Origin of the sequence: Halobacteriovorax sp. RT-2-6 (genome assembly GCF_047085025.1) — a bacterium.
Taxonomy (GTDB): domain Bacteria; phylum Bdellovibrionota; class Bacteriovoracia; order Bacteriovoracales; family Bacteriovoracaceae; genus Halobacteriovorax_A.
Genome location: NZ_JBKIYH010000002.1, coordinates 744,895 through 766,878, shown reverse-complemented (window position 1 = coordinate 766,878; position 21,984 = coordinate 744,895). Strand labels below are relative to the sequence as shown.

The following is a 21,984-nucleotide window of genomic DNA, read 5'->3' as shown; positions in this document are numbered from 1 at the left end:
TGTTTACTTCATCTGTTTAATGAATTGAAAGTACTGTGCTTCAATTGCATCAAACTCGAGTTCTTCACCTTCATCACTTTTCATAACAGGTGCCTTGTTATCAACGACATCACTTGTTTTAATAAGCATCATTTTTACATCGTCTGAAGATTCTTCGTAATATGGAGCATAGAAGCTTTCAACTTTTATTCCCGGTTTTATAAAGCCATGAACCATATTAATTTGTTCAATAACTGCCTGTGGACAATGAGAGTAGGTGATTGAACCAGTCAGCTCTGAAAGCATATTGATCCATTCACGAATTCCACATGAGTTAATCATCTCAACAGCATCGAAGTTGATATGAAGATTTTTATCTTTAACTCCAAGGATTGGTGTTAGATCAGCATCTTCATCAATTCTTCCAATTAAATTTAAAATCGTTTCATCATTTTCGGCCTTAATTTCGACCTTTAAGTTACTCATATTTTAATCCTTTAAATTATAAAAACTTATTGATGGTATTCTTTTACTAATATCTTTATACCGTTTATTTTTTTCAATATAGATGTAGAAACTAGTGCTATCTTGATTTCCAACAATGTGAAGTTGATCACAATTTTGAAGCATCAGATAAAGTCCAAGCCCTGCTCCACGTCCTTCCTGCCTCGGTGTCTTCTCTACAGCTGCTCGGTAGAGAGAATTTATAATTGAGGATTTTCCCACATTAGTATAACTCCTGTAGTGGAGGATCGTTTTATGTTCATCTTGAGAAATTTCAATTTCTCCATGTTTTTGGCTGTTTACTCGATGAAAAATATCATTCGTGTAAAATTCATTTGTAATCAATTTTAATTTATTTTCAAAGCTATCGTGATAATCTTTTAAGTCAATACCATCGAGTAATTGATGGCACTTCTGATCAAATTCATTTTCAAGAGTTATTTCTATTTTGTTTGTTTTTTTTGAATTGATTCTACTATCAAGATTGTTTTGTTTCTGCTTTGTTAGATAGGCAATAACGCTCTCAACCTCATCTTGTATGCAAGGGGAGGCTCCTATGAGGTGATTTGTTCTGTTGTCTTTAAGGTACTTTAAGTTCACAAGTATATCGTAGCGACTCAAAAAAATATCACTTGAATCGGCTAACTGATCACTGATTTTAAGATCAAGACTCGAGGATTGAATTTTCATTTTTTCAATCTCTTTAAATTGTTCGTTTGCAATCTTAAATTCTATACCCATAAGTACATCACTTTATTTCCTGGCAGATGAGTGTAAGATCATCATCAAATGAATCACTTCCTCTGTGGTCGTATACAACAGAAACTATTGTATCACGAATTTCAGTGGCCGTGTGCTCTCCATATGTCATTAAGATCTTTAGTAATTTTCTTAGGCCCCATTGTTTGCCTTCACTATTTTCTGCCTCTGTTATTCCATCTGTCATATAAACAAGCAGATCACCTTGTTCTAGAATGATCGTTTCATAGTCGTAGCTAGAGTCGGCACTTTCTCCAAGTCTTGGTCCTTTAGCATCAAGTAGGGGAATGATATCTGCTTTAGTAATCTCAGGCTTTTTAGGAACCTTAAGCACTTCTAAGTGACTTGCATTAGTATATGAGTATTCCTTAGTCATTGTGTTATAGACCGATACAAAGGCAGTAAGAAGTATTTTATTATTTGAAAGATTAATAACCTTATTTAGATGTGAAGTAATTAAAGCTGGCGAGATTTGACTCGAATCTTCTGTCAGTCTTATTTTAATACTATTAAATGCAGAATTGATTGCTGAAGTTAGAAGGGCCGCTGGCAGGCCGTGACCTGTTGCATCTGCTATGATGGTAATAATATATTCATTAAATTCGAAGTGTCCCCACCAATCTCCACCACACTCAGAAGCTGGAGCAGCATAAGAGCTTAGGCGAACATTTGGTGTATCAATATCTTTTGGCGGAAAGAACTCTTCTTGCACCATTTTAGCAACTTTCACTTCTTCATCTAAGCGTGCTTTCTCTTTCATTTTTTCAATATATTCTAGAATCTCACGACTCATTTGATTAAATGAGTCTCCAAGTGTCCCGAGCTCATCACTAGTGTTGATCTCTACTGTTGATTCAAAATCTCCCTGACCAATACTGATGGCCCTTTGGTAAAGCTTTTCTATCGGCTTTGAGATTGTTTTTGATAGAAGGATAATAATTATAGTCGACAGAGCAATAATAAAGACTGCAAAGAATATAGCTCGCTGAATAAGAAACTTTGTTACCGATAGTGCATCCGACTCTGAAATTGTTGAAACAACAGAAAGTGCAAATGCCTTTGTTTGTGCTATGGAAACAAGGTAGTCGTCATTATTGAAAGTTAACTTTTTTACAATGTTATTTCCCTTAAGCTCATTCTTATCATAATTATGAAGTCCAATAAGGTCATTTCCAAGAACAAGTGCTCCATCTTTAAAGACAAGCGTATTATATGTTCGATTTTGTGAGAGTAGGTTATTTAAAATATTTGCCTTGATAACAATTGAAGTAAGACCTTTATTTATCTTTTTAGTTAGAATAACAAAAACATCTTCTTTGTATTTGAAAGAAGTAAGTGAGTTATCTCTTGTGCTCTTAGGAATCACTAACTTGAAATCATTTTCATTTTGTTCAAAATCTTTATTGATTATGAATTGGTTCTTTTCAATGAAGGCGAGAATATACTTACTTTCTGCTACGGCCTTTGCTCTAAGTTTATTGTTCTTTATAAGAGATAAATTTTGGAGATCATTCTCAATTTTATTAAGAGTATAGTTCATCTCCTTAGCAACACTTGTAACATTGAATAGTGAGTTCTCATATAAGTAGGCTTTCTTATCCTTTTCAAAAAGGTGAGTGGCATACTTAGTTAGAAAAGCGATAACAATTATTAGCAGCGCTGTATTAAGCGATATTAATTTAAGCTTGATCGGAAATGTCGGTCTTTTGCCCATTATTTACCTATGTAGAAGTCTATTGAATATTTAGATACAATGATATTAACGATTTGCGTCATGCGCAAGAATGAGAAAAGAGTACCAGGAACAATTTTGGGGCGACTAAATTCATTAGTTGATACATTTCTAATCTTGATGTGCCTTTGTGTTGCGGCCTTTGCCGGCAACCAAGTTTTTAACACATCATATATTCCACCAATCATGGGTGGGGAGCGCATTACTTTAGGCCAAGTCTTCGAATTACAAAATGATGTGAGAAGAAGAAGTTTTGATAATTTCTCTTGGCATGATCTTGGTTCAAACGAAGCACTTTTCCATAATGATCGTATTTTCACAGATAGAGATTCTACTGCTCAGTTGGAATTTAGCTCTGGTAACCGCATTAAAGTCTCCGAAGAGAGTCTATTTAAAATCACACAAGAAACAGATGGAATTAATCTTAATATCGAACAAGGTGTTATCTTTGCTACTCTTAATAATGCAAGTGAAGCCTTTGTTGTTAAAGTAGGTGATCAGATCTATGAGATCACTTCAAATGATTCGAAGATTAAGATTTCAAATACAAATGGTAATAAAGAGTTATCTGTTCTTGATGGTAAGGCAAGCGTAAGACTAGGCGATCGTGAAGAAACCATTGAAAAGGGTGTAAGAGTACTGCTTACTGATGAGAGCTATACTATTAAGCAGAGCTGGCCAAGCGAATTTTCTCCCGTTGATGGTGATGTGTTCTATGTTAATGAAAAAAATAAAATTACATTTAAGTTTAATGAAAAAGTAGAAAAGTTATACATTTCAAACTCTCGTGAAGCTTTTGAAAACGGAGAAGCACATACTGTTAATGGACTCGAACTTAAGTTAGAGAATTTAGCTCAAGGCAGTTACTATTGGCAGGTAAGTGATGAAAGTAATGTTTCAACGGAAAAGTCATTTGAAGTTATCTATGAAGTTGTCCCTGAGTTTGAAAACCTCGATGAGATTCAAAACACCGTTTTAGTGAATAAAGAGAAGCTCATTTATACTCAAGCATTTGAAAATATCGAATTAATGATTAATGGAAAAGTTTGGGAAGATTTTGATTATGATGAAGGTGAGTTGAAAATTTCTTTTGAGGAAGTTGGTGAGTATGAACTTTCTTATCGAAATAAAAGTGAGACGCATCCTTATGCGCTCTTTTCTAATCCTGTTCTAATAAAGGCCGTTGCAAAGCCTGGAGATATTGTTTTAAAGAGACCATTTAATGGCGAAGAATATTATTTCTATAATGATGGTACTGTTAAATTTTCTTGGGAAACTCAAGATCTCTTTAGTGGGGTTAGTACTTATCTAGTTTTAAATGGCAAAAGACAACTGGTTGCTGGGAGTTCTTTTTCTACTAGTGTTAATGAAAGTGGAGAATATTTTTGGTCATTGGAGTATGTCCTAAATAATGAAGTGATTGCTCGTTCAAATGAAAATAAATATGTTGTTACTTTTGATAATGACAATAGTGCTCTTGAACAAGGACGTAAGATAGTTGTTAAAAAGCCAGGTGATGTTATTGATTTAACATGGCAGCAACAGGGGAGTGATGAGTTCATTGTTGAGATCTCTCGCGATCGTAATTTTAGTGCTATTAAAGAATCTATAAAGACCACTGAAAGTAATACTAAGCTACTTATTAAGGAACTTGGTGTTCACTATTGGCGTGTTAAGAATGAGGAAAATAAATTTGTTCCTCCCGTTAAAATAATTATTGTACCTCCGCCGCCACCAAAAGCGCCTCGTATTGATAAGGTCGAAAAGAGAGTTCAAGTTATTAGGCAGTCACTACCAATTGCCATCGTAAATTTACTAATTGATCAGGCATTTGCTCAAGAGAAGATTGAACTTAAGTGGGAGCCTGTAAGTGATGTTAAAGAGTATCGTATACAGATTCTTGATGGTGAAAAAATTATCGTTGATGAGAAAGTTAAGAATAATCGTTATGAGTGGGATGACTATCTAACAGGTAACTTCCAGTGGAGAGTTTCTGCAATTGATTATTGGAACCAGGAAAGTCCATTTTCTGCGCTTGAGGATTTAATCATTACAAAAAAGTTTGGTGGAGCAAAGGGGATTGATCTCGTTTCTCCAAGACACGGCCTTGTTATTAATGAAGGTGATATTGTTGAGATGAAGTTTGACCAAGTTCGTGGAGATAAATTCTTTATCGAAATTTCAAAAGATAAGTATTTCACAAATATTAAGGAAATACCTCTTGGAAATAAAACAACTTATACTTTTAGAAATAAATTAGCAGAAAGCTTTTATTGGCGCGTTAAGGCCATTGAAAAGAAGGACGTAATCTATTCTAAAAAAAGAAGAGTTGATGTTTTAAGTAAAAAAATTGCCAAAGTAGAAAACAGTAGAAAAAAGATTTTTACTACAGGTAATAAGAAAGAAAAAAATTGGTATGTAGGCTACGCTCCTGAAAAAACAAATTATGAAGCCATTAGTAATGGAAAGAAAATTGTCGTTGATGATATGAACTTGATCTCATTTTATGCTGGCCTTAAGAAAGATTTTAAGGTCGCTGTAACTGATTTTGAATTACGTCATTCAAGTGGTGTTGTTTTTGATGATCTAGCATTTAATCAAACGCGCTTAAAAGTTAGCAGTCACATGCCCTTAAAGAAGCTCCCTCGCTTCAAATATGGTGCGGCAGTTGCTTTTGATTATCGAAGTACCCTTGCTTATGAGGGAAGTGAAGTTGTTTCAAATGCTGAGTTTACTTTCAATATTGGTATAAGCGGTATTTATGAATTTGAAAAAATTAAGATAAAAGCAGAGTATTTCATCCTTGGTTTTTCTGGCCTTAATGCAGAGGCACTCTATCAGATTAATAATAAATATCAGGTTGGTTTCCAATATCAGACCCTTGAAAAAGATGACCCAAGTATCACGCTTGATAAGATGGCCTTCAAACTTCAGTATAGTTTTTGAAAATATATTTTATAGACTGACCAGTATATGGGCCAGATTTTTGGCCCAATAATCTTAATATTCCCTTCTAAGTTATTGATAATGAATAAAAGTAAGGCCATTTTCGGGGCATGCCGATGGGCGTTTTATAATTAGAGCAGGTTTAAACTTGAACTTGTGAGGGCATTTTGAAAAGAGAAAGTAAAAGGCCACATTCACATTTATATTCGGTAAAGCTATTTGCTTTTCTCGTTGGGGTTATGTTGGTTGCTTCATCTTGTGTTCCACAAGATGAAGTTGAGGATTTAGTAAATGTACCGGGAGCAGATCTACCAACGCTTCCAAATCTTGATGTAGCTTGTTACCAAGATGTGTATGCACCTAAAGAAGAAGATATTACGAGAAATATAGATATTCTGGTTATCCCAGATACTTCTGCTTCAATTATTTCTGAAAGAGCGCAAATTGCAGAAGGATTTAATGCCTTCTTAGATGTTCTTCCATCGGCCGCTGATGTAAATATCGCAGTTATGTTGGGGCATGGGTCTGGATCGACACACTTTGGTAAGCTTTATACAAAGTCGACGGAGCCGACAATTCTTTCAAATCGTTCATTAACAATTGAAGAGATTAAAACACACTTAAGAACAAAAATGGAGAACCCAGCTGGAGACTATCGAACTGATGGTGGGGAGGCCGGACTTGCATCTCTTAATCGTGCACTAGAAGACGATTACTATAGCTCTATTCAAGGACAAGGCTTCTTTAGAGAAGATGCAGCTCTTGTGGTTGTATTTGTCGCTGATGAGCAAGATATTTGTGCGATTTATCCGGAAGGTGTAACACCTGTTCCTGACCCTCAAGGTGGTGAGGATCGTTCACGTCTTACTGAATGTTTTGATGGTGAAACACAAATCGTAACTCCTAAGAGTGTTCTAGATAAATTAAAGGCCCGTTATACAGATCGTCCACTTGTTACAGGTGGTGTTATTTATAACAATCTAAGTACTATTCCATTTGGTGGAGAAAACGAAATTGGATATGGTTATAAAGAGTTTGTTGAATTCGGTGGTGGATTCACTGTCGACATGGCAACTGGTGAATACGGAGATGGGTTATCTAAACTAGGTACACTAGCAATGTCACGTATTGATCCAGTTAATTCATTTAACCTAGAAGTAACGAATATTGATACGAATACGATTCGAACTTTTGTTGATGGAAAAGAAGTACAGTATTCATACGATACTGAACTGAATATTGTTTCACTCAATGAGGAGCGAGGTCCATTTTCAATTGCAGCTGTTCAATACTGTGAAAAGCCTTCAGTTACAAAACAGGTTATTCAAATTGTAGCAGGTGGTTCACACTCTTGTGCTCTTATTGCAAATGGTGAAGTAAAGTGTTGGGGAGATAACTCTAAAGGTCAGTTAGGACAAGGTGATACTGTTAATCGTGGTGATGATGAGGGAATTGATTCGATTCCGGCCATTGATTTAAACGGAGAGCTTGCACTACAAGTCATTGCAGGAAATCTTCACACGTGTATTCTAACTGAATCTAATAAAGTTAAGTGTTTTGGTGACAATACTTATGGACAATTAGGGATGGCATCAACTGATACTTTAGGTGATGACGAACAATTATCAGAATACGGCTATACTGAAATTGGTGGAATTGTAAGAAAGCTTTATGGTGGTACTTATCATAACTGTGCTCTTCTAACGACAGGTGATGTTCGTTGTTGGGGGCAAAACTATTATGGTCAGCTTGGGACTGGTGATACTGAAATAATTGGAGATGATGAAACTCCAGCTCAGGGTAATCTTGTTGCTTTAGGGGCAAAGGCCATTCAAATGGATATTTCTTCGATGAGTTTCCATGCCTGTGCAATTTTATCTGGTGGTACTCTTAAGTGTTGGGGACGTGGGACTCACGGACAGCTTGGCCTAGGAAATACTGACAATGTGAATTCTCCAAGCTTGGCCACTCCAACGCCGAAAGGAGTAATTGCAGTTACAACTGGTGGTATCCATACTTGTGCACTTCTTTCTGATTCGACAGTATATTGTTTTGGGAATAATTCTCAAGGTCAGCTAGGAGATGGAACAAGTGAAGCAATGGGTGATAATGAAACTTTAGATAATCATACTGCTCTAGACTTAGGTTTTGAAGTTGCCTCAGTTGTTGCTTCAAACACTGCAACATGTGCTCTCTCTAAAGCTGGAGATGCAAAGTGTTGGGGTAACGGAACTTCTGGTAAGTTAGGTCAAGTTGGCACGGCCAAGATTACAGGTGATCTTGCAAACCTTCCAGCAATTGAACTTGGAAAGAGCGTTTCACAAGTTTCAGGTGGACTTAATCATCATTGTTTCTTAACAACTGATGAAGGTCTCGTGAAATGTATTGGTAATGGTAGTAAGGGACAACTTGGTAATGGAAATACAGATTCTATCGGTGATGATGAGTCACCTGTATTAGCAAACTTCCTTGCTCTTTTTAATATTTAAGAAATTAATTCCAAATAATAAAATCATAAGAACGATGGCACCGAGTATACTTTCATTATTCGGTGTCATATCTTCTCTCACAGCGCAGCCAGGATCAATTCCAGATTGAAGAGTTTCAAAACCGTTTGCTCCAAGGGTTACTATCGTTGGGTTAGGTGAGTAAGAACCACCAACTCCTGTAATGACTCCATCAACTTCATCAAGACGAATGATCCCGTCTCCGCCATTTCCACCGGCCCTTCCTAAAACTCCACCTGCGGCTCCACCTGTTCCACCAGAAGCATCGAGAGCAGCATTGAGTTCGATATTACCAACTGCTTGTAAGAAGATAACTCCACCGGCGCCGCCACCTGAGCCACCAGAGTCTCCGTTGGCAGAAGTTGTGCCCGGCTGTCCAGCTCCACCATTGGCCAGAATAGGAGCGTTGATATACATATCTCCACCTGCGGCGATATGAATGACTCCACCTCCGCTTCCTCCTGGAGTTGCACCAGTTTCAGTCGCACCACCTTGCTCGCAGCCACCTCCGCCATTTCCGCCACCGGCACCACCAAGCATTTGTGCTTCAAGATTTAAAGCTGAGTCATATGTTACAGATGTGGAACCAGGGGCACTTAGAGTGTCCGATCCATCAACTGGTCCTGAAGAAACACCTGAGCCACCATTTCCACCAAGGGTTGCATGGGAGCCACCGGCACCACCACTACCGCCAATATCTGAAAAGCTTGATCCACCACAGGCTGCATCCGTTGCACTCGATCCTTCTGATCCTGGAAATGCTACTGGACTTAATCCTGCACCATAGCCTCCAGCAAGGCCTTCTGCTACTGAGATTGTGTGAGCAATTGTAACGTCACCTTGAACTTTAATGATTAGTGGATTATTTCCAGTGATTGTAAGAGCACCTGTTGTCGTTAAGTCAGTACAATTATAAGTCCCACTTGGGATTAATCCTGTCCAGTTGCACGAAAGATCACTACCATCGCCAGTGTCAACAGCGGCAAAAGTAGTTGATGATAATAGTAGGAATATGGGTAGGATAAATCTCTTCACTGAAGAAATTTTAACATATCTTAACTATGTCTTTAACTAGGTATAAATGGCTAGAAATTGCCTTGAAAGAAGTTAAAGCGAACCGCCTCAATATCCTTTCTTCCTTGATTATATGAGAAGAAACTTTGTTTCAAAACTTGAGAGCGTACTTCAATCTGCTTTGCAGCTTCGTTAAAGATGAACTCAAGTTGAACTTCTTCATTTGTGGCCTTTAAATAGACCTCATTTCTTTCGATTTGATAGCCACCAATCTTTCTGATGACACTTGCAATCTTTTCAATATTCTCTTCAGGAGTTGCCCCTAGCATTTTAAAAGGCATGATATAACTTGAAGATGCTTTCTTCTCTTTAGAAGAAAGACAGTTGTCGATGGATGGACAAGTAAAATTATCTAGACTCGAAGACTCTTGAATTAGAAATTCCTTTGAGCATGATGCTGTTGTTAAAAGAACAGCAATAATCACTGATAGTCTAGCGAGTCTTTTCATTAAATTAGTCCTTCTCTTTTAATTTTCACTAAAACATACGGCTGAACTATTAGGTATTGGAATTCAGTGTTCTCTTCTTCCCACATTGTGATTTGTTCATCTGTTGGACGAAACATCTGTTCATCAGCAAGCCATTTCTTAATATATTCAACTTCGTCACGCGCCATTGTAAATCCTACGGCCGTAAGCTCAAGTTCATCAGTTATCATGAATAATGCTTCTCTTTCATGGTGAGGCTTTAGTAAGTCCCACTTTGCATCATCAATATCATTAGCTAATCTGTCTAATAGGTTCTCATTGTTATTTTCATCGTTCATATTAATTTCCTATTAAATTGCTTTCATCATTTTCTTATCATTATTAATTTGAGCAATTAACTTTTCATCAGTGTCGATGTAGTTAGAAGTGTGAACTTTTTTTGCTGCTTCAATTAATTCTTTAGAAGGATCTTCTTTGTCGATTTCGTTCTTAAGAAGAGAGTAATATTCTCTTTCTAGTTTATTCTTTTTTTCTTCTTTCTTACGGTAGTATGGAGTTAGGATAAAGAGGAAAGCAAGAACGGCAATCATCGACCAAACAATATGATAAATTTTCAAAAATACACCTCATGATTTAGTTTCGTTATAAATATACTATGTTAAAATTGCTCTGTGAATGATTTAAAGAAACTTGTTATTCTTGCCCAAAGCGGTGATGCACAGGCTTATCACGTCTTTTTGGAAACCGTATCGCAAACAATAAAACGCATTGTTTCTTTTAAGGTTTTTAACGAGTCACATCGCGACGATATATGTCAGGAAATCTTAATAAGTATTCATCATTCACTACCGACATACTCGCCAGATCGACCGATAATGCCTTGGATTAATTGTATTATTGAACGTCGAATAATCGATTACATTCGTAAATACACGAAATTAGAAGAAAGAGAAGAAATATTTGATGAGGCCGTCACAAAAGAGGCTAATGCATCGAATAATACAATAGAAAGAGTTGCGCTCGAGCAGCAGCTAGAGCTGTTGATTGAAAAGTATCTAACTGACGAATTGAGTAAACCGCTTCTCATGGCAAAACTTGAAGGGTTAAAAACGAAGGAAATCTCACAAGAGCTCGGAATTAGCGAGGCTGCGACACGAACGAGAATTTCTCGTGCTATGGCAAAGCTAAAAAAAGCGGTTAGGATTAATAATGGAAAATGAAAAGTTAATAAATTCATTAGTAAGTGACTTGAGGCCAGTAAAGAGATTGGCATCGCCAAGTCTTAGGACATTCTTTTGGCTTATTCCACAAGTCGCGATTAGTTTAATTGCAATTTCGATTAGTTCACCAATTGACTTTAAGTATATGCAAAATGCACAATTTATAATCCAAGTAATTGTTGCCCTAATTGCACTTGCCATTGGTTCTTACTTTGGTTTTGCTAATACTGTACCTGGTCTATTAAGTGAGAAGAAAGCAAAGCTTATTTTCGTACCATTTATTATTTTATTCGCTCTTATTATCTTTAATCTTTTATTTCCTATTGGCCTTGATTCGGCCCATGAGCATCGAGCAAATTGTTATCAAGAATTGAGTGTTCTTATGATTATTGGATTTGCTCACAATTACTATATGCTTAAGAAAGGCTTTATCGCTTTTAATAATGCAACTGTAGCGACAAGCTTATTAACAAGTGGGATGATCCCATTAGTAATTCTTTACTTTGGTTGTTCATTTTCGACAAAGCATCTAGTTATTTCTCATTATCTACCAATCTTGGTTATTACAACTTTAGGTATGATAATTTTTAAATTTACAAAAAAATAAAGTAGAATGTAACAATTTTAATTTTATATTCGAATAATTGAGTAAGAAGGAATTTAGCTTCTTAAAAAAAATAAAGGAGAATATTATGAATTCTAAAAAGTCACTATTAATGGGTGCCGCTGTTGCTGGTCTAATGATTTCATGTACGGGAACAGAAACTAAGATGCCAGAAACGGCTGCTAATGAAGTTATGTGTTACGGAGTAAACTCTTGTAAAGGTCAAGGGGCTTGCCACGGTAAAGTTGATGCTTGTAATGGAAAAAACGGATGTCAAGCAGAGCTTAAGTGTGGTGGACAAAACTCTTGTAAAGGTAAAGGCCTAATTAAACTTACAAAAGATGAGTGTGAAGCTAAAGGCGGAAAAGTAGCTGCAAGGTAAGAAATGCAAAAGTACGGTGTTGGATTAAGACATACACATTTTCCATATTTGGAAAGTGAACACTCGAAGTCACAAGAAGGTGTCGAGTGGTTTGAAGCTCTTCTCGAAAATTATATGGGAACTTACGGGCGACCATATAAAATGCTTGAGAAGATTAGGGCCGATTATCCAATAGCGTTTCACGGAGTCTCTTTATCAATTGCCTCTAGTGAAGAATTAAATTTCGATTATATGAAAAAGGCAAAAGAGCTATATGATAACTTCGACCCTTTCGTGACGAGTGATCATATGTGTTGGACAGGGCATGCCCATTCAAATTTACACAATCTTTTGCCTTTTGCGTATACTAAGGAAAATCTTGAATTCATTGCTGATAAGGTAATGAGAGTTCAAGACTTTTACGCAAGAGAGATGACCTTTGAAAATCTATCGGCCTATTTTACTTTAAATAAATCGACAATGAGTGAAGCCCAGTTCTTAAATGAATTGGCCAATAAAAGTGGCTGTAAAATTCTTTTAGACTTTAATAATGTCTACGTAAATGCAGTAAACCAAAAATTTGATGCAGCTGAATTTTTTGAAACAATTGAGACCAAGAATGTTTCTCAAATACATCTTGCTGGTTACTCTGACTTAGGTACACATCTTTTTGATACTCATTCTCATCCCGTTCACGCCGAGGTGTGGCAATTGTTTAAAAAGTATTGCCATAAATTTGATGTTCCAATTCTTCTAGAATGGGATGAAGACATTCCTGAATTCCCAGTTTTAGAAAGAGAAGTCTTAAAAGCAAAAGAGATTTTTGAAGGAGCCTTATTATGAATCATCATGATTTTCAAAATAAGTTCCTGAAGGGTGTTCTTTCGAAAGATATATCTCACGATATTATGAATGAAATGATTCCTATTGGTGAATTATCAAATGAACAAGTGATGGAAGTTTACCAAAATGACTATCGTGCACGCTTACAAGAAGTTATTGGTGATAATTTTGAAACATGTTGGTTTGTTATAGGCGATGATGACTTCCTTGATATTTCACTGGCCTATGTTGAGTCTAGGCCATCTGAATTTACAAATCTACTTCATTATGGAGATGACTTTCCCGAGTTTATTTCTTCACGTGTAAAAGAAGTTTCTTTTATTAGAGAACTCGCAGAGTTTGAAAAAAGATTTTGGAATTTATTTCATCAAAGAGACAATTCAAAATCGTTTATTCCTCAAGAATTTGGAGAAGGAATTTTTGAAATTCCTTTAAATTTAAAAGATACTTTCTCTCTTTTTTCTAGTGAAGTTCAGTTATCTGAGCTTTGGCAAATGAGAAAAGGTGATAGTGACAAGAGTTATCATGATATTCAAAATAATGAATTAACAATTCTCTATAAGAGAGATGAGAAAATGCAGATTCAAGTGATCTCAGAGGGGATCTTTGAACTCATTACAAACTTAAAGAATCATCAAACAATCCTTGAAGCTGTCGAAGAAATTGAGGAGGATAAATTAAGTGATCCAACTTTGTGGTCAGTTTTCTTCAATCTTCTTGGTTATATTGCCGAGATCAAAGGCAAATAAATCGTTGGCTATATTAAGACAGTCTTCTGTTACTGGGGACTCGATGACGATATCTTCTTGAGTGATTGGATGCTTAAAACATAATTTATAAGAATGAAGAAAGATTCGGTAGAACTTATAATCTTTCCTAAATTGATTGTTAATCGACGAATGGCCATATTTCGCATCACCAACTAAATTGTGCATACGACGAGAAAAGTGTTTTCTGATTTGATGTTGGCGACCTGTGAAGATTTCAATGTCAACAAGACTGTACTCTTCATTTGTAGCGAGTCTTTTAAATGCTGTCTTCGCATCTTGAATACCCTTGTCTGTTTTAATTGGAAAGTCGTACACGCCTTCTTCTTCCGCTACGCCCTTAACCATTGCAACATAGTGCTTTGATACATTGTCACTATTCCATTGTTCCTTCATGAGCTTTGTTGCTTCCTTTGACTTTGCAAAAAGAACAACTCCTGAAACTGGTTTATCAAGCCTGTGAATAGGAAAGAGATAAATATCTGTTTGTTTCTTTAGCGATCTTAGAAGACTTCTTCGATCAGAGCTTCTGGCCTTAAAAGGGTGGACTAAAAGATCACTTGGCTTTGTGGCCGCTATATAGTGATCATCTTCAAATAGGACTTGGATTTTATTCTTCACGAGTAAATATATATCAGATTTGATCGAGGTAAGTATATGAAATTTTAGGAAGTCTTACTCTTTTACTAAGGTACTGCTTATAAGTTACCGATATGTGAGATGTGAGAATATTAAGAGAGAAACTATTTTTTATTTTATTTATATGTGTGGGCCTTTCGCTGCCTTCCATGGCATCTGAATCGGGTGTTCTCTATCGCAATGGAGCGACAACGATTTCGTATGACCGCAGTAAAGATCAATTTATCTTTAGAGATGAAAAATCAGTTTCAGAATATTCAAGATTTCGCTACAACGATTTAATTCTCGAAAAATTTCATCGTATTCCTATCGAGGATCACGGGGAAGTCGAAAGAAGATTAAAAATGGTAAAGAAAACGTACCATCTTTCAGCTCCCGCTCCTGAAGAAATTTTACAGGAGAGTCTGGCCGTTGCTTCAAAAATTAATGAGGCAGATGATTATGGCTGTGGGGATTCGAGAATTAATATCGGAGATGACCAAGTTGCTTATACGGCAGAGATTGAAATAGAAAAGCTTGATGTTAAGAAAGAAGGCTTCTTTGGCCTTGGAGAACTTGAGGGTGCCGAGTTTGAATTAAATACTTCAAATGATAATCCATTACATGGTGGATTAATGGCCCTTGGGATAACTAACTTCAATGAGCGTGATGGTATTGAAGGAGATGATCGAGGTCTGACTTTTGGTGCAAAAATTTCAGCTAAGTTAAAATTTGAAAATGGTGAGGTCCTATTTAGCTATAACTCGAGGGCCTATACTAAACTTGTTGAAAAATCTTGTGGAGTCGTTGAAATCCATGGACGTTTATACGAGAGGTTCTGCTATCAAAACGACGACGGTACATGGAATCAAGAAGGATTAAATAGAGACGATATTGACCTTAGTGTTTATCGATTAATAGGTGATGATAAAAAGAGCTTTGTCCAACTTGGAGCAGGTTTAACAATCCTTGACGACAATGGGCTTGCGATGAATACGCAAAGAGCGTGGCATAAAATGTCTAAGTCCGCGGGAACGGTTCAGTATAAGAACTACGGTCATATGGATCAAGTGGTATCACCAAAAGCACATTTTAAGGTTGGAAAGATCTATGATTATAAAAATGAAGAGGGGACGATTTCAACAACCTCTCAAATCTATACTGGTGGACAACTTTCTCATATTAGTGGAAACGAAAATTATGTCGGCTTAGGTGGCGAGTTTAAAGTTAACTTCAAGCCACAAGATAGTAACGGTAAATTTCCAGCGGTAGAAACTCGTTTCTACTATGACGGCCAATATACACAAGAAGGTGAATTAAATCATTACTATGGTGTTGAAGCTAAAACAAATGTCTATACAACGAAAAAGTCTGTTATCTATATTAAAGCGGGTATGGGAATTGAAGATGATCAGTATACTCGCCAATACGAGAATTATGGAAAGTCTTTTCTTAATCGTAATTTAGATATTCAGCACTACTTAGGAATTGGTATAGAAAAAAGGTTCTAAGCAAAGCAAAGAACCTTTTGTATTTATTATGGTGATTATTTTTCTTGATAGATATGAACATCTCTTTGAGGAAATGGAATCGTAATCCCTTCTTTATCAAACTCTAGTTTTACATTCTCATGCATATCAAACATAACTTGCCAGTAGTCCGCAGACTTTACCCATGGCCTAACAGCAAAGTTAACTGAACTATCTGCAAGAGCAGCAACTGCAACGACAGCTTCAGGTTCATCAAGTACCATTGGATGCTCTTTTGTAAGTCTGATTAGAACTTCCTTGGCCTTCTTGATATCGTCTCCGTACCCAATTCCAAAAGTCATATCAACGCGTCTAATTCCTTCAGCTGAGTAGTTTACAATACTTCCAGATGAAAGTGATCCGTTTGGTAGAATGACAGTTTTATTATCTGCAGTATTTAAGATTGTGCAAAATAGTCCAATCTCTTTTACCTTACCAATAAACCCTTGAGCTTCGATTACATTTCCAACTCTAAATGGCTTAAAGAATAGAATAAGTACACCACCAGCAAGGTTACCAAGAGCTCCTTGTAGAGACATACCAAAAGCAAGACCTGCAGCACCAAGCATTGTAATGAAACTCGTTGTCTTAACTCCCACCATTCCAATGATAGTGATGAATAGTCCAATTTTTAGAGCAATACTTACGATTGAAGTGATAAAACCTCTTAGAGATAATTCAACTTCTTTCTTTTGTAGCGCTTTATCAACTAATCTATCGATGAAATTGATAACTTTAAGTCCGATAATTAGGACGACAATTACTTTGATAAATTGAATTCCATACTCAGCAGCATGATTCATTAATTTTTCAATATTGGCTTCATTTAATAATTCTTTCATTTATTCTCCTAAAAATTCGCCAAAAGACTAATTGTTGTTTTGTAATCGTGTTGATCTCTTCCTTCAACTGGCTCGTTTTCGTATTCCCAAATAACACCAGCTTTTAAAGAAAAAGTACTATTAATTAACATACGAATAGATGGCTCCATATTAATAATGTAATTTTCACTATTCTTTAGACTCGGAATATATTCTAGCCAGTAACGAGCATTCACACCTTTTCGAAGTTCCTTACTAATTTCATAATACGCACGCAGTTTTTGTTCGTGGCTATCTGGCTCATTTTGAACAAAATTTTCTCTTGTATAACGATAACCAAGTTCAGCAAACATTTTATAATCATCTTGATCGTAGAACTTATACTTAAAACCTATTTCCATGTTATTTCTGGCCCAAAAACCTTTAAAGCGATCCGACTCAAATAAGTCGCCAAGATAGATATCTACATTTTTTGAAAGTACGTGATCAAGTCTTAGTAGGGCACTCCATTTTTCATCATCAACAATTTCGTCGGACTCACCATAAGAGTATGTCCCATTAAAAGTCAGGGTATTGGTATCCCATTTATAAGAGTTACGTGATGCAAAGTCATATGTCTTTTTGTTAGTATTTCCACCAGAAGCAATAAATGTTACTTCATCTTCTGATTTAAATTGTGCATGAGTAAATTGGCCTACGATAAGGGCCAAAAATAGTAATTTCTTCATAACAAAATCCTTTTTAAAAAAACTATTCTATGTTCATTGTTAATAATAATTATCCTAAATTCTGTCTATTTATCTTAACTACGATTAACTTTTTTGTACAATTCAACCTTTAGCAAAATAATGCCAATAATCATTGGTTTGAGATAATGCTTATTTGAAACTAGTAATTATTTGGCCAACAATTACAGAAGCTTAAAGACTGATAAAAAAACTAGATTAATAATAGTGGGATTATCGGCAAAATGGAGTAAATGTTTGTAGGAAGTGTTTTTCTCAATTAAAATTAATTAATTGCGAAATTGGAGCTGTAATGGAGTTAATCGAACCTTTTTTAAACGCTTTACTTGAAGTGTTTAAAAAGCAACTAAATATCCCTCTTCTGGCAGGAGAGGTCCATCCAAATTATGAATTCAAGGATGTTGTTGATATTGTAGGACTTATTGGAATTAGTAGTGAAAAGATTAACGGAGAGTTAGCACTATGTTTTAATAAGGATAGTTTTTTAACTATTTATAACACAATGTTTTCTGAAAACCAGACAGAGCTAAATAAGGATATTTCAGATTCAGCTGCTGAATTTGTTAATATGGTTTTAGGTCAGGCCAAAGCTGACATTAATAAAATAACAGGACTTACTGTTGAAAGAACAACACCGGAAGTAATCATAGGGGAGAGTATTAAGAATGATCGAATAACAGGACCAAGAACTGTTACGATTCCATTTGAGCTTCCTGTTGGTATGAATAAACAAGTATTTTATATGAGCCTAACAATCGAAGAGTAATTAATGCAAAAAAAAATATTTCTAATTTCCTTTCTATCTATTTTTCTATTTATTTCATGTAACAAAAATGTAGCGCCTAAAGCTGATTTAAAATATTGGAATGATACTGCGGTAACAAATAAGATTAAAACTTATTTGAAAGATATTTCTGATGAAAAATCTAAAAACTTTATTCCTGTTAGTGAAAGAATTGCTGTTTTTGATAATGATGGAACACTTTGGGGCGAGTACCCGATGTATGTTCAATTTATTGCGTTGTTAGACTTCTATAAAGACATCATTGTTGGAAAGTATGATCGACCAAATGCCTTAGTTGATGAAGTCCTTAAGCAGTTTCCTAATGTTGAAGATAAGGGCAAGCTTTATCAGGCCCTACTTGATATGCAAGCTGGTGTTACTAATGACGAGTATATGGAATACATGGCAAAGTGGTTAGAGACTAAGAAGCACCCAAAGTTAAATAAGAAATACACAGAGCTGATCTACGCTCCAAGTGTTGAGCTAATGAGAACGCTTGAAGATTTTGGTTTTAAAGTTTTTATCGTAACAGGTGGGGGAACACACTTTGTTAGGGTTCTAAATAATATTGTATACGACCTTCCTTCATATCAAATTGTTGGAACAAAGTTTGGTAAGAAGTTTTCTGAAAATGGAAAAGTCGAATTTCAAAATGAGGCAAAGCTTGCTTTTTTAAATGACAAAGAAAATAAGCCTGTCGGTATTCTAGAACATATTGGAAAAGTTCCTGTATTTGTTTTAGGGAATTCAGATGGGGACTTTGCAATGGGGAAGTATGCTACTTTAAATTCAAAATATAAGTCATTTGTTGGTATTATTCATCACGATGATAGTGCACGTGAGTTTGCCTATGATAGAAAATCACACGTTGGTAAACTTGATAAGGTTCTAACTGAAGGTGATAAATACTTTGTAAATCTAATTAGTATGAAAAAAGATTTTAAGCAGATTTATTTTTCTGAATCAGATAAAGGCCATCGCGAATAGGGAGCATGGTCTTATAAAGATCATCTCTCGATTCAATATAGTTATTAAATTCAATGAGCGCATTGGTTGTCTTATCCTCAGGGTCAACAATATCAGAAGCGACCTTGCCATTCCAAAGAACGTTGTCCACAACAATCATACCATTTTCACTGAGTAGTTCTAAAGAGAGTTCTAAGTAGTTCTTATAACTTCCTTTGTCGGCATCAATGAAAATTAAATCAAAGCTTTGTCCTGCTAACTCTTTTAGAACTAAGTTAGCATCACCGAAGCGAGCTTCGATTTTCTTACCTACTTCGCTACGATCCCAGTAAGACTTTGCAAAAGTATTGATTTTTTTATTCTTATCAATGGTAATCACTTTTCCATCAACAGGAATATTCTCTGCCATGGCCAAGGCCGAATAGCCTGTGAAAGTACCGATCTCTAAAATATTCTTGTAATTATTTGAGCGAATAAAGAAGCCCAGAAGGGAAGCGACCAGTTCTCCCGAAATCATGCGTCCAAGTGGATGATTATCTTTTGTATAATCACCCAGCTCAACGCAAAGATCACTTGGGATATTTGATTTATTTAAACAATATTTTTCAATCTCTTTTAAATTTTCCACTGAAACTCGATAAGTTTATTTCCGCTTATTTCATCACAAACGCTAGTTAATTCTTTCGATAAGAATAGCATAGAAATATATGCATTGTATTTAATGATATATTTAAATCCAGGCGAAATATAACGATCGAGTTGTTCTTTTAGCACCATGCACTCTGGTGTATTTGTCATATATGATGTTTCAAAATCTAATCTCTTAAATCCTTTTTGTCTTGAAAAGTCTGCACTATAAAAGCATTGACCATCATTTGACTCAACATCAAGAATAATTCTTCTCGTCGAATCGGAAATACCTAGTTTCGTAAATGAAATATCAAGTCCCGCTATCTCATTTGGTGCAGCGACTTTATCGCGAAAGCTCTTGCACGCAAAAGTTGTAAATTCAGTGACAAATTTCATATCCGTGGCACTTGGAATGATCTCGTCTGAGGCGTAAGTATTTGAAATAAATAGAATTGTAAGCAGGAGTGTCTTCATTTATGAGGTCCTTTATCACTTTTGTTTGATGAGTAAAACATTAATTCTCCTTTTCATACTCCTGTCTTGGCAAAGAGTAAAGTTAGTATGAAAATTTGACGGGCCAATCTTAAAAAAAGTAAATAACCCGATGTTTTTACTAAAGTTTTAAGAAATCTCTCCGATAAGCCCAGTCCTATGGAGCAGTTTTTAAATAATTTTCTATTGGCATCTTCAATCTTACTTCTTTTAAGTATTGTGCTTAGTAAGTCTTCAAGCCGTTTTGGTCTGCCTGTTCTAGTACTATTTCTCTTCATAGGAATGATGGCCGGTTCTGACGGAATTGGTGGAATCAATTTTAGCAATTATGAGTTAACTCACTCTCTAAGTTTAGTGGCCTTATGCTTGATTATTTTTAATGGAGGTTTTGAAACTCCATTTAGTAAAGTTAAGAGGGACTTTGGGAGAGGTGTTGTTCTTTCTTCAATTGGTGTCATGCTCACAACATTTCTTGTGGGTGGTTTCACACATCTTGTAACGGACTTAGGTTTACTTGAATCACTACTCATTGGTGCCATTTTATCGGCAACAGATGCGGCAGCGGTCTTTTCTGCTTTTAAAGATCCAACTGCACAAGTTGGTGATGTTAAAAATATTCTTCGTTTTGAATCGGGAAGTAACGACCCTATGGCCTACTTTCTTGTTTCAGTCATCATTGGATTTATTGAACAAGGAATGGGGGACGTTAAAACAACAGCAATCATGTTTATTTCAAATCCAATTATTGGTCTAATTGGTGGTTGGGTAACTGCTCGCTCATTCATCTTAATCAATAATGTGGTTAAACTAGATTTTAACGGACTGTATCCACCTCTAACAATGGCCATGTTATTTCTTGGCTACTCTTTGACAACGAAGTTAGGTGGAAATGGATTCTTAGCTGTTTATGTATTTGGAATGATGATTGGTAATAGAAAGATTCTACACAAGAACCTACTATCACTATTCTTTGATGGAGTTACTTGGCTTTCTCAAATTGGACTCTTTATTATGCTAGGGCTACTTGTATTTCCAAGTCGTCTGCTTTCAATCGCTCCAGCTGGACTTTTCATTGCTTGCTTCCTGACATTTGCAGCAAGGCCAATAACTGTTTTCCTATGTTTAGTTAAGAGTCGTTTTAACTTAAATGAAAAGCTCTTTGTCTCATGGGCAGGGCTCAAAGGTGCAACACCAATTGTTTTTGCAAGTTTTGCAGCTACACATATCGGAGAAAAAGCACACGTCTTATTTGATATTGTATTCTTCGTTGTAATTGTTTCAGCTCTAATGCAAGGTTCATCTTTAAAGTTTGTAGCAAAGAAATTAGGTCTTATTGTTGAGCAAGAAGATGAAACAAACTTTCCTGTGGATCTGGAACTACTGGAGCAAACAAAGCATGGTATTGTTCAACTAGAAATTAGACAAACAGATTATGCGGTTGAGCACAGGGTTGTCGATCTACGACTTCCGACAGGGGCAATCGTTCTCTTTATTAAAAGACATGGTGCATTTATTATTCCAGATGGTGCAACAGTTTTTGAAAAAGGGGATAAAATTCTTTTAGTGACTAAACTAAAAGAGGATCTAGAAGCGGCTCAAGAGTGTTTCGTAAAAAAAAAGATTGAAGATTTAGATGAAGAGGATGATGATACACAAGAGTTACATGCGGCCTAA

The 21,984-nt window shown here is 35.9% G+C and carries 23 protein-coding genes; 11 read left to right on the top strand and 12 right to left on the bottom strand.

What is annotated here, in order from left to right; all coding sequences use genetic code 11:
- Nucleotides 1-3 precede the first annotated feature (3 nt).
- Genes ACMAYS_RS12180 through ACMAYS_RS12170 form a run of 3 tightly spaced genes read right to left on the bottom strand, consistent with a single transcriptional unit; the run spans nucleotide 4 to nucleotide 2,956 of the window.
- A complete protein-coding gene (locus ACMAYS_RS12180) occupies nucleotides 4-465 on the bottom strand; it encodes a hypothetical protein (RefSeq protein ID WP_103217906.1) in 462 nt (153 codons plus the stop codon).
- Between the two features lie 3 nt (nucleotides 466-468).
- On the bottom strand, nucleotides 469-1,224 hold the full coding sequence (locus ACMAYS_RS12175) for a hypothetical protein (RefSeq protein ID WP_103217907.1): 756 nt from the start codon (nucleotides 1,222-1,224) through the stop codon (nucleotides 469-471).
- Nucleotides 1,225-1,231: 7 nt separating this feature from the next.
- Nucleotides 1,232-2,956, bottom strand: coding sequence for a SpoIIE family protein phosphatase (locus ACMAYS_RS12170; protein ID WP_103217908.1), 1,725 nt, complete (start codon nucleotides 2,954-2,956; stop codon nucleotides 1,232-1,234).
- A 60-nt stretch (nucleotides 2,957-3,016) separates the two neighbouring features.
- Between ACMAYS_RS12170 and ACMAYS_RS12165 the strand changes: the two genes are divergently transcribed.
- Both ACMAYS_RS12165 and ACMAYS_RS12160 read left to right on the top strand, forming a co-directional pair.
- Complete coding sequence (locus ACMAYS_RS12165; RefSeq protein WP_412463393.1) at nucleotides 3,017-5,920, top strand: hypothetical protein; 2,904 nt, start codon at nucleotides 3,017-3,019, stop codon at nucleotides 5,918-5,920.
- A 167-nt stretch (nucleotides 5,921-6,087) separates the two neighbouring features.
- On the top strand, nucleotides 6,088-8,409 hold the full coding sequence (locus ACMAYS_RS12160; protein ID WP_392993260.1) for an RCC1 domain-containing protein: 2,322 nt from the start codon (nucleotides 6,088-6,090) through the stop codon (nucleotides 8,407-8,409).
- On the opposite strand, the gene ACMAYS_RS12155 is transcribed toward ACMAYS_RS12160, so the two are convergent.
- The 4 genes from ACMAYS_RS12155 to ACMAYS_RS12140 are packed head-to-tail and all read right to left on the bottom strand — an operon-like array spanning nucleotide 8,377 to nucleotide 10,546.
- Entirely contained in the window at nucleotides 8,377-9,462 is a 1,086-nt protein-coding gene (locus ACMAYS_RS12155) for a hypothetical protein (protein WP_103217911.1), read from the bottom strand. The two genes, ACMAYS_RS12160 and ACMAYS_RS12155, sit on opposite strands and share 33 nt — an antisense overlap.
- A 50-nt stretch (nucleotides 9,463-9,512) precedes the next feature.
- The gene (locus ACMAYS_RS12150; protein WP_392993254.1) at nucleotides 9,513-9,950 is read right to left on the bottom strand and encodes a DUF1499 domain-containing protein; all 438 of its coding nucleotides are present in this window, start codon (nucleotides 9,948-9,950) and stop codon (nucleotides 9,513-9,515) included.
- Complete coding sequence (locus ACMAYS_RS12145) at nucleotides 9,950-10,267, bottom strand: DUF2288 family protein (RefSeq protein WP_412463392.1); 318 nt, start codon at nucleotides 10,265-10,267, stop codon at nucleotides 9,950-9,952. The genes ACMAYS_RS12150 and ACMAYS_RS12145 overlap by 1 nt, the downstream gene beginning before the upstream one ends.
- A gap of 12 nt (nucleotides 10,268-10,279) precedes the next feature.
- The gene (locus ACMAYS_RS12140) at nucleotides 10,280-10,546 is read right to left on the bottom strand and encodes a hypothetical protein (RefSeq protein WP_103217914.1); all 267 of its coding nucleotides are present in this window, start codon (nucleotides 10,544-10,546) and stop codon (nucleotides 10,280-10,282) included.
- Nucleotides 10,547-10,600: 54 nt separating this feature from the next.
- Here ACMAYS_RS12140 and ACMAYS_RS12135 point away from each other — a divergent pair, with 54 nt between their 5' ends.
- The 5 genes from ACMAYS_RS12135 (at nucleotide 10,601) to ACMAYS_RS12115 (ending at nucleotide 13,706) form a co-directional block, all read left to right on the top strand.
- Entirely contained in the window at nucleotides 10,601-11,149 is a 549-nt protein-coding gene (locus tag ACMAYS_RS12135; RefSeq protein ID WP_103217915.1) for an RNA polymerase sigma factor, read from the top strand.
- Nucleotides 11,139-11,756 (top strand): NrsF family protein, encoded by a 618-nt coding sequence (locus tag ACMAYS_RS12130; protein WP_392993248.1) that lies wholly within the window; start codon nucleotides 11,139-11,141, stop codon nucleotides 11,754-11,756. Before ACMAYS_RS12135 ends, ACMAYS_RS12130 begins: the two co-directional genes overlap by 11 nt.
- Before the next feature lie 85 nt (nucleotides 11,757-11,841).
- A complete protein-coding gene (locus ACMAYS_RS12125) occupies nucleotides 11,842-12,135 on the top strand; it encodes a hypothetical protein (protein ID WP_392993245.1) in 294 nt (97 codons plus the stop codon).
- Between the two features lie 3 nt (nucleotides 12,136-12,138).
- Nucleotides 12,139-12,957, top strand: a complete 819-nt coding sequence (locus ACMAYS_RS12120) for a DUF692 domain-containing protein (RefSeq protein ID WP_412463391.1) — start codon at nucleotides 12,139-12,141, stop codon at nucleotides 12,955-12,957.
- Complete coding sequence (locus ACMAYS_RS12115) at nucleotides 12,954-13,706, top strand: DNA-binding domain-containing protein (protein WP_412463390.1); 753 nt, start codon at nucleotides 12,954-12,956, stop codon at nucleotides 13,704-13,706. The genes ACMAYS_RS12120 and ACMAYS_RS12115 overlap by 4 nt, the downstream gene beginning before the upstream one ends.
- Here the strand turns inward: ACMAYS_RS12115 and ACMAYS_RS12110 are convergent.
- Nucleotides 13,656-14,345, bottom strand: a complete 690-nt coding sequence (locus tag ACMAYS_RS12110; RefSeq protein WP_412463389.1) for an RluA family pseudouridine synthase — start codon at nucleotides 14,343-14,345, stop codon at nucleotides 13,656-13,658. The two genes, ACMAYS_RS12115 and ACMAYS_RS12110, sit on opposite strands and share 51 nt — an antisense overlap.
- Nucleotides 14,346-14,512: 167 nt before the next feature.
- Between ACMAYS_RS12110 and ACMAYS_RS12105 the strand changes: the two genes are divergently transcribed.
- On the top strand, nucleotides 14,513-15,853 hold the full coding sequence (locus ACMAYS_RS12105) for a hypothetical protein (RefSeq protein ID WP_103217921.1): 1,341 nt from the start codon (nucleotides 14,513-14,515) through the stop codon (nucleotides 15,851-15,853).
- Nucleotides 15,854-15,888: 35 nt separating this feature from the next.
- On the opposite strand, the gene ACMAYS_RS12100 is transcribed toward ACMAYS_RS12105, so the two are convergent.
- Both ACMAYS_RS12100 and ACMAYS_RS12095 read right to left on the bottom strand, forming a co-directional pair.
- Entirely contained in the window at nucleotides 15,889-16,713 is an 825-nt protein-coding gene (locus ACMAYS_RS12100) for a mechanosensitive ion channel family protein (RefSeq protein WP_412463388.1), read from the bottom strand.
- Nucleotides 16,714-16,721: 8 nt separating this feature from the next.
- On the bottom strand, nucleotides 16,722-17,420 hold the full coding sequence (locus tag ACMAYS_RS12095) for a YdiY family protein (RefSeq protein WP_103217923.1): 699 nt from the start codon (nucleotides 17,418-17,420) through the stop codon (nucleotides 16,722-16,724).
- Between the two features lie 310 nt (nucleotides 17,421-17,730).
- Between ACMAYS_RS12095 and ACMAYS_RS12090 the strand changes: the two genes are divergently transcribed.
- Nucleotides 17,731-18,204 carry a chemotaxis protein CheX gene (locus tag ACMAYS_RS12090; RefSeq protein ID WP_412463387.1) on the top strand — a complete coding sequence of 158 codons (474 nt, stop codon included), beginning with the start codon at nucleotides 17,731-17,733 and terminating at the stop codon, nucleotides 18,202-18,204.
- Nucleotides 18,205-18,207: 3 nt separating this feature from the next.
- The gene (locus tag ACMAYS_RS12085) at nucleotides 18,208-19,209 is read left to right on the top strand and encodes an HAD family hydrolase (protein WP_103217925.1); all 1,002 of its coding nucleotides are present in this window, start codon (nucleotides 18,208-18,210) and stop codon (nucleotides 19,207-19,209) included.
- On the opposite strand, the gene ACMAYS_RS12080 is transcribed toward ACMAYS_RS12085, so the two are convergent.
- Both ACMAYS_RS12080 and ACMAYS_RS12075 read right to left on the bottom strand, forming a co-directional pair.
- Nucleotides 19,163-19,816 carry an O-methyltransferase gene (locus ACMAYS_RS12080; RefSeq protein WP_103217926.1) on the bottom strand — a complete coding sequence of 218 codons (654 nt, stop codon included), beginning with the start codon at nucleotides 19,814-19,816 and terminating at the stop codon, nucleotides 19,163-19,165. The genes ACMAYS_RS12085 and ACMAYS_RS12080 overlap by 47 nt on opposite strands.
- Nucleotides 19,804-20,292 carry a hypothetical protein gene (locus ACMAYS_RS12075; RefSeq protein WP_412463386.1) on the bottom strand — a complete coding sequence of 163 codons (489 nt, stop codon included), beginning with the start codon at nucleotides 20,290-20,292 and terminating at the stop codon, nucleotides 19,804-19,806. The genes ACMAYS_RS12080 and ACMAYS_RS12075 overlap by 13 nt, the downstream gene beginning before the upstream one ends.
- Nucleotides 20,293-20,469: 177 nt before the next feature.
- On the opposite strand from ACMAYS_RS12075, the gene ACMAYS_RS12070 reads away from it, so the two are divergent.
- A complete protein-coding gene (locus tag ACMAYS_RS12070; RefSeq protein WP_412463385.1) occupies nucleotides 20,470-21,984 on the top strand; it encodes a potassium/proton antiporter in 1,515 nt (504 codons plus the stop codon).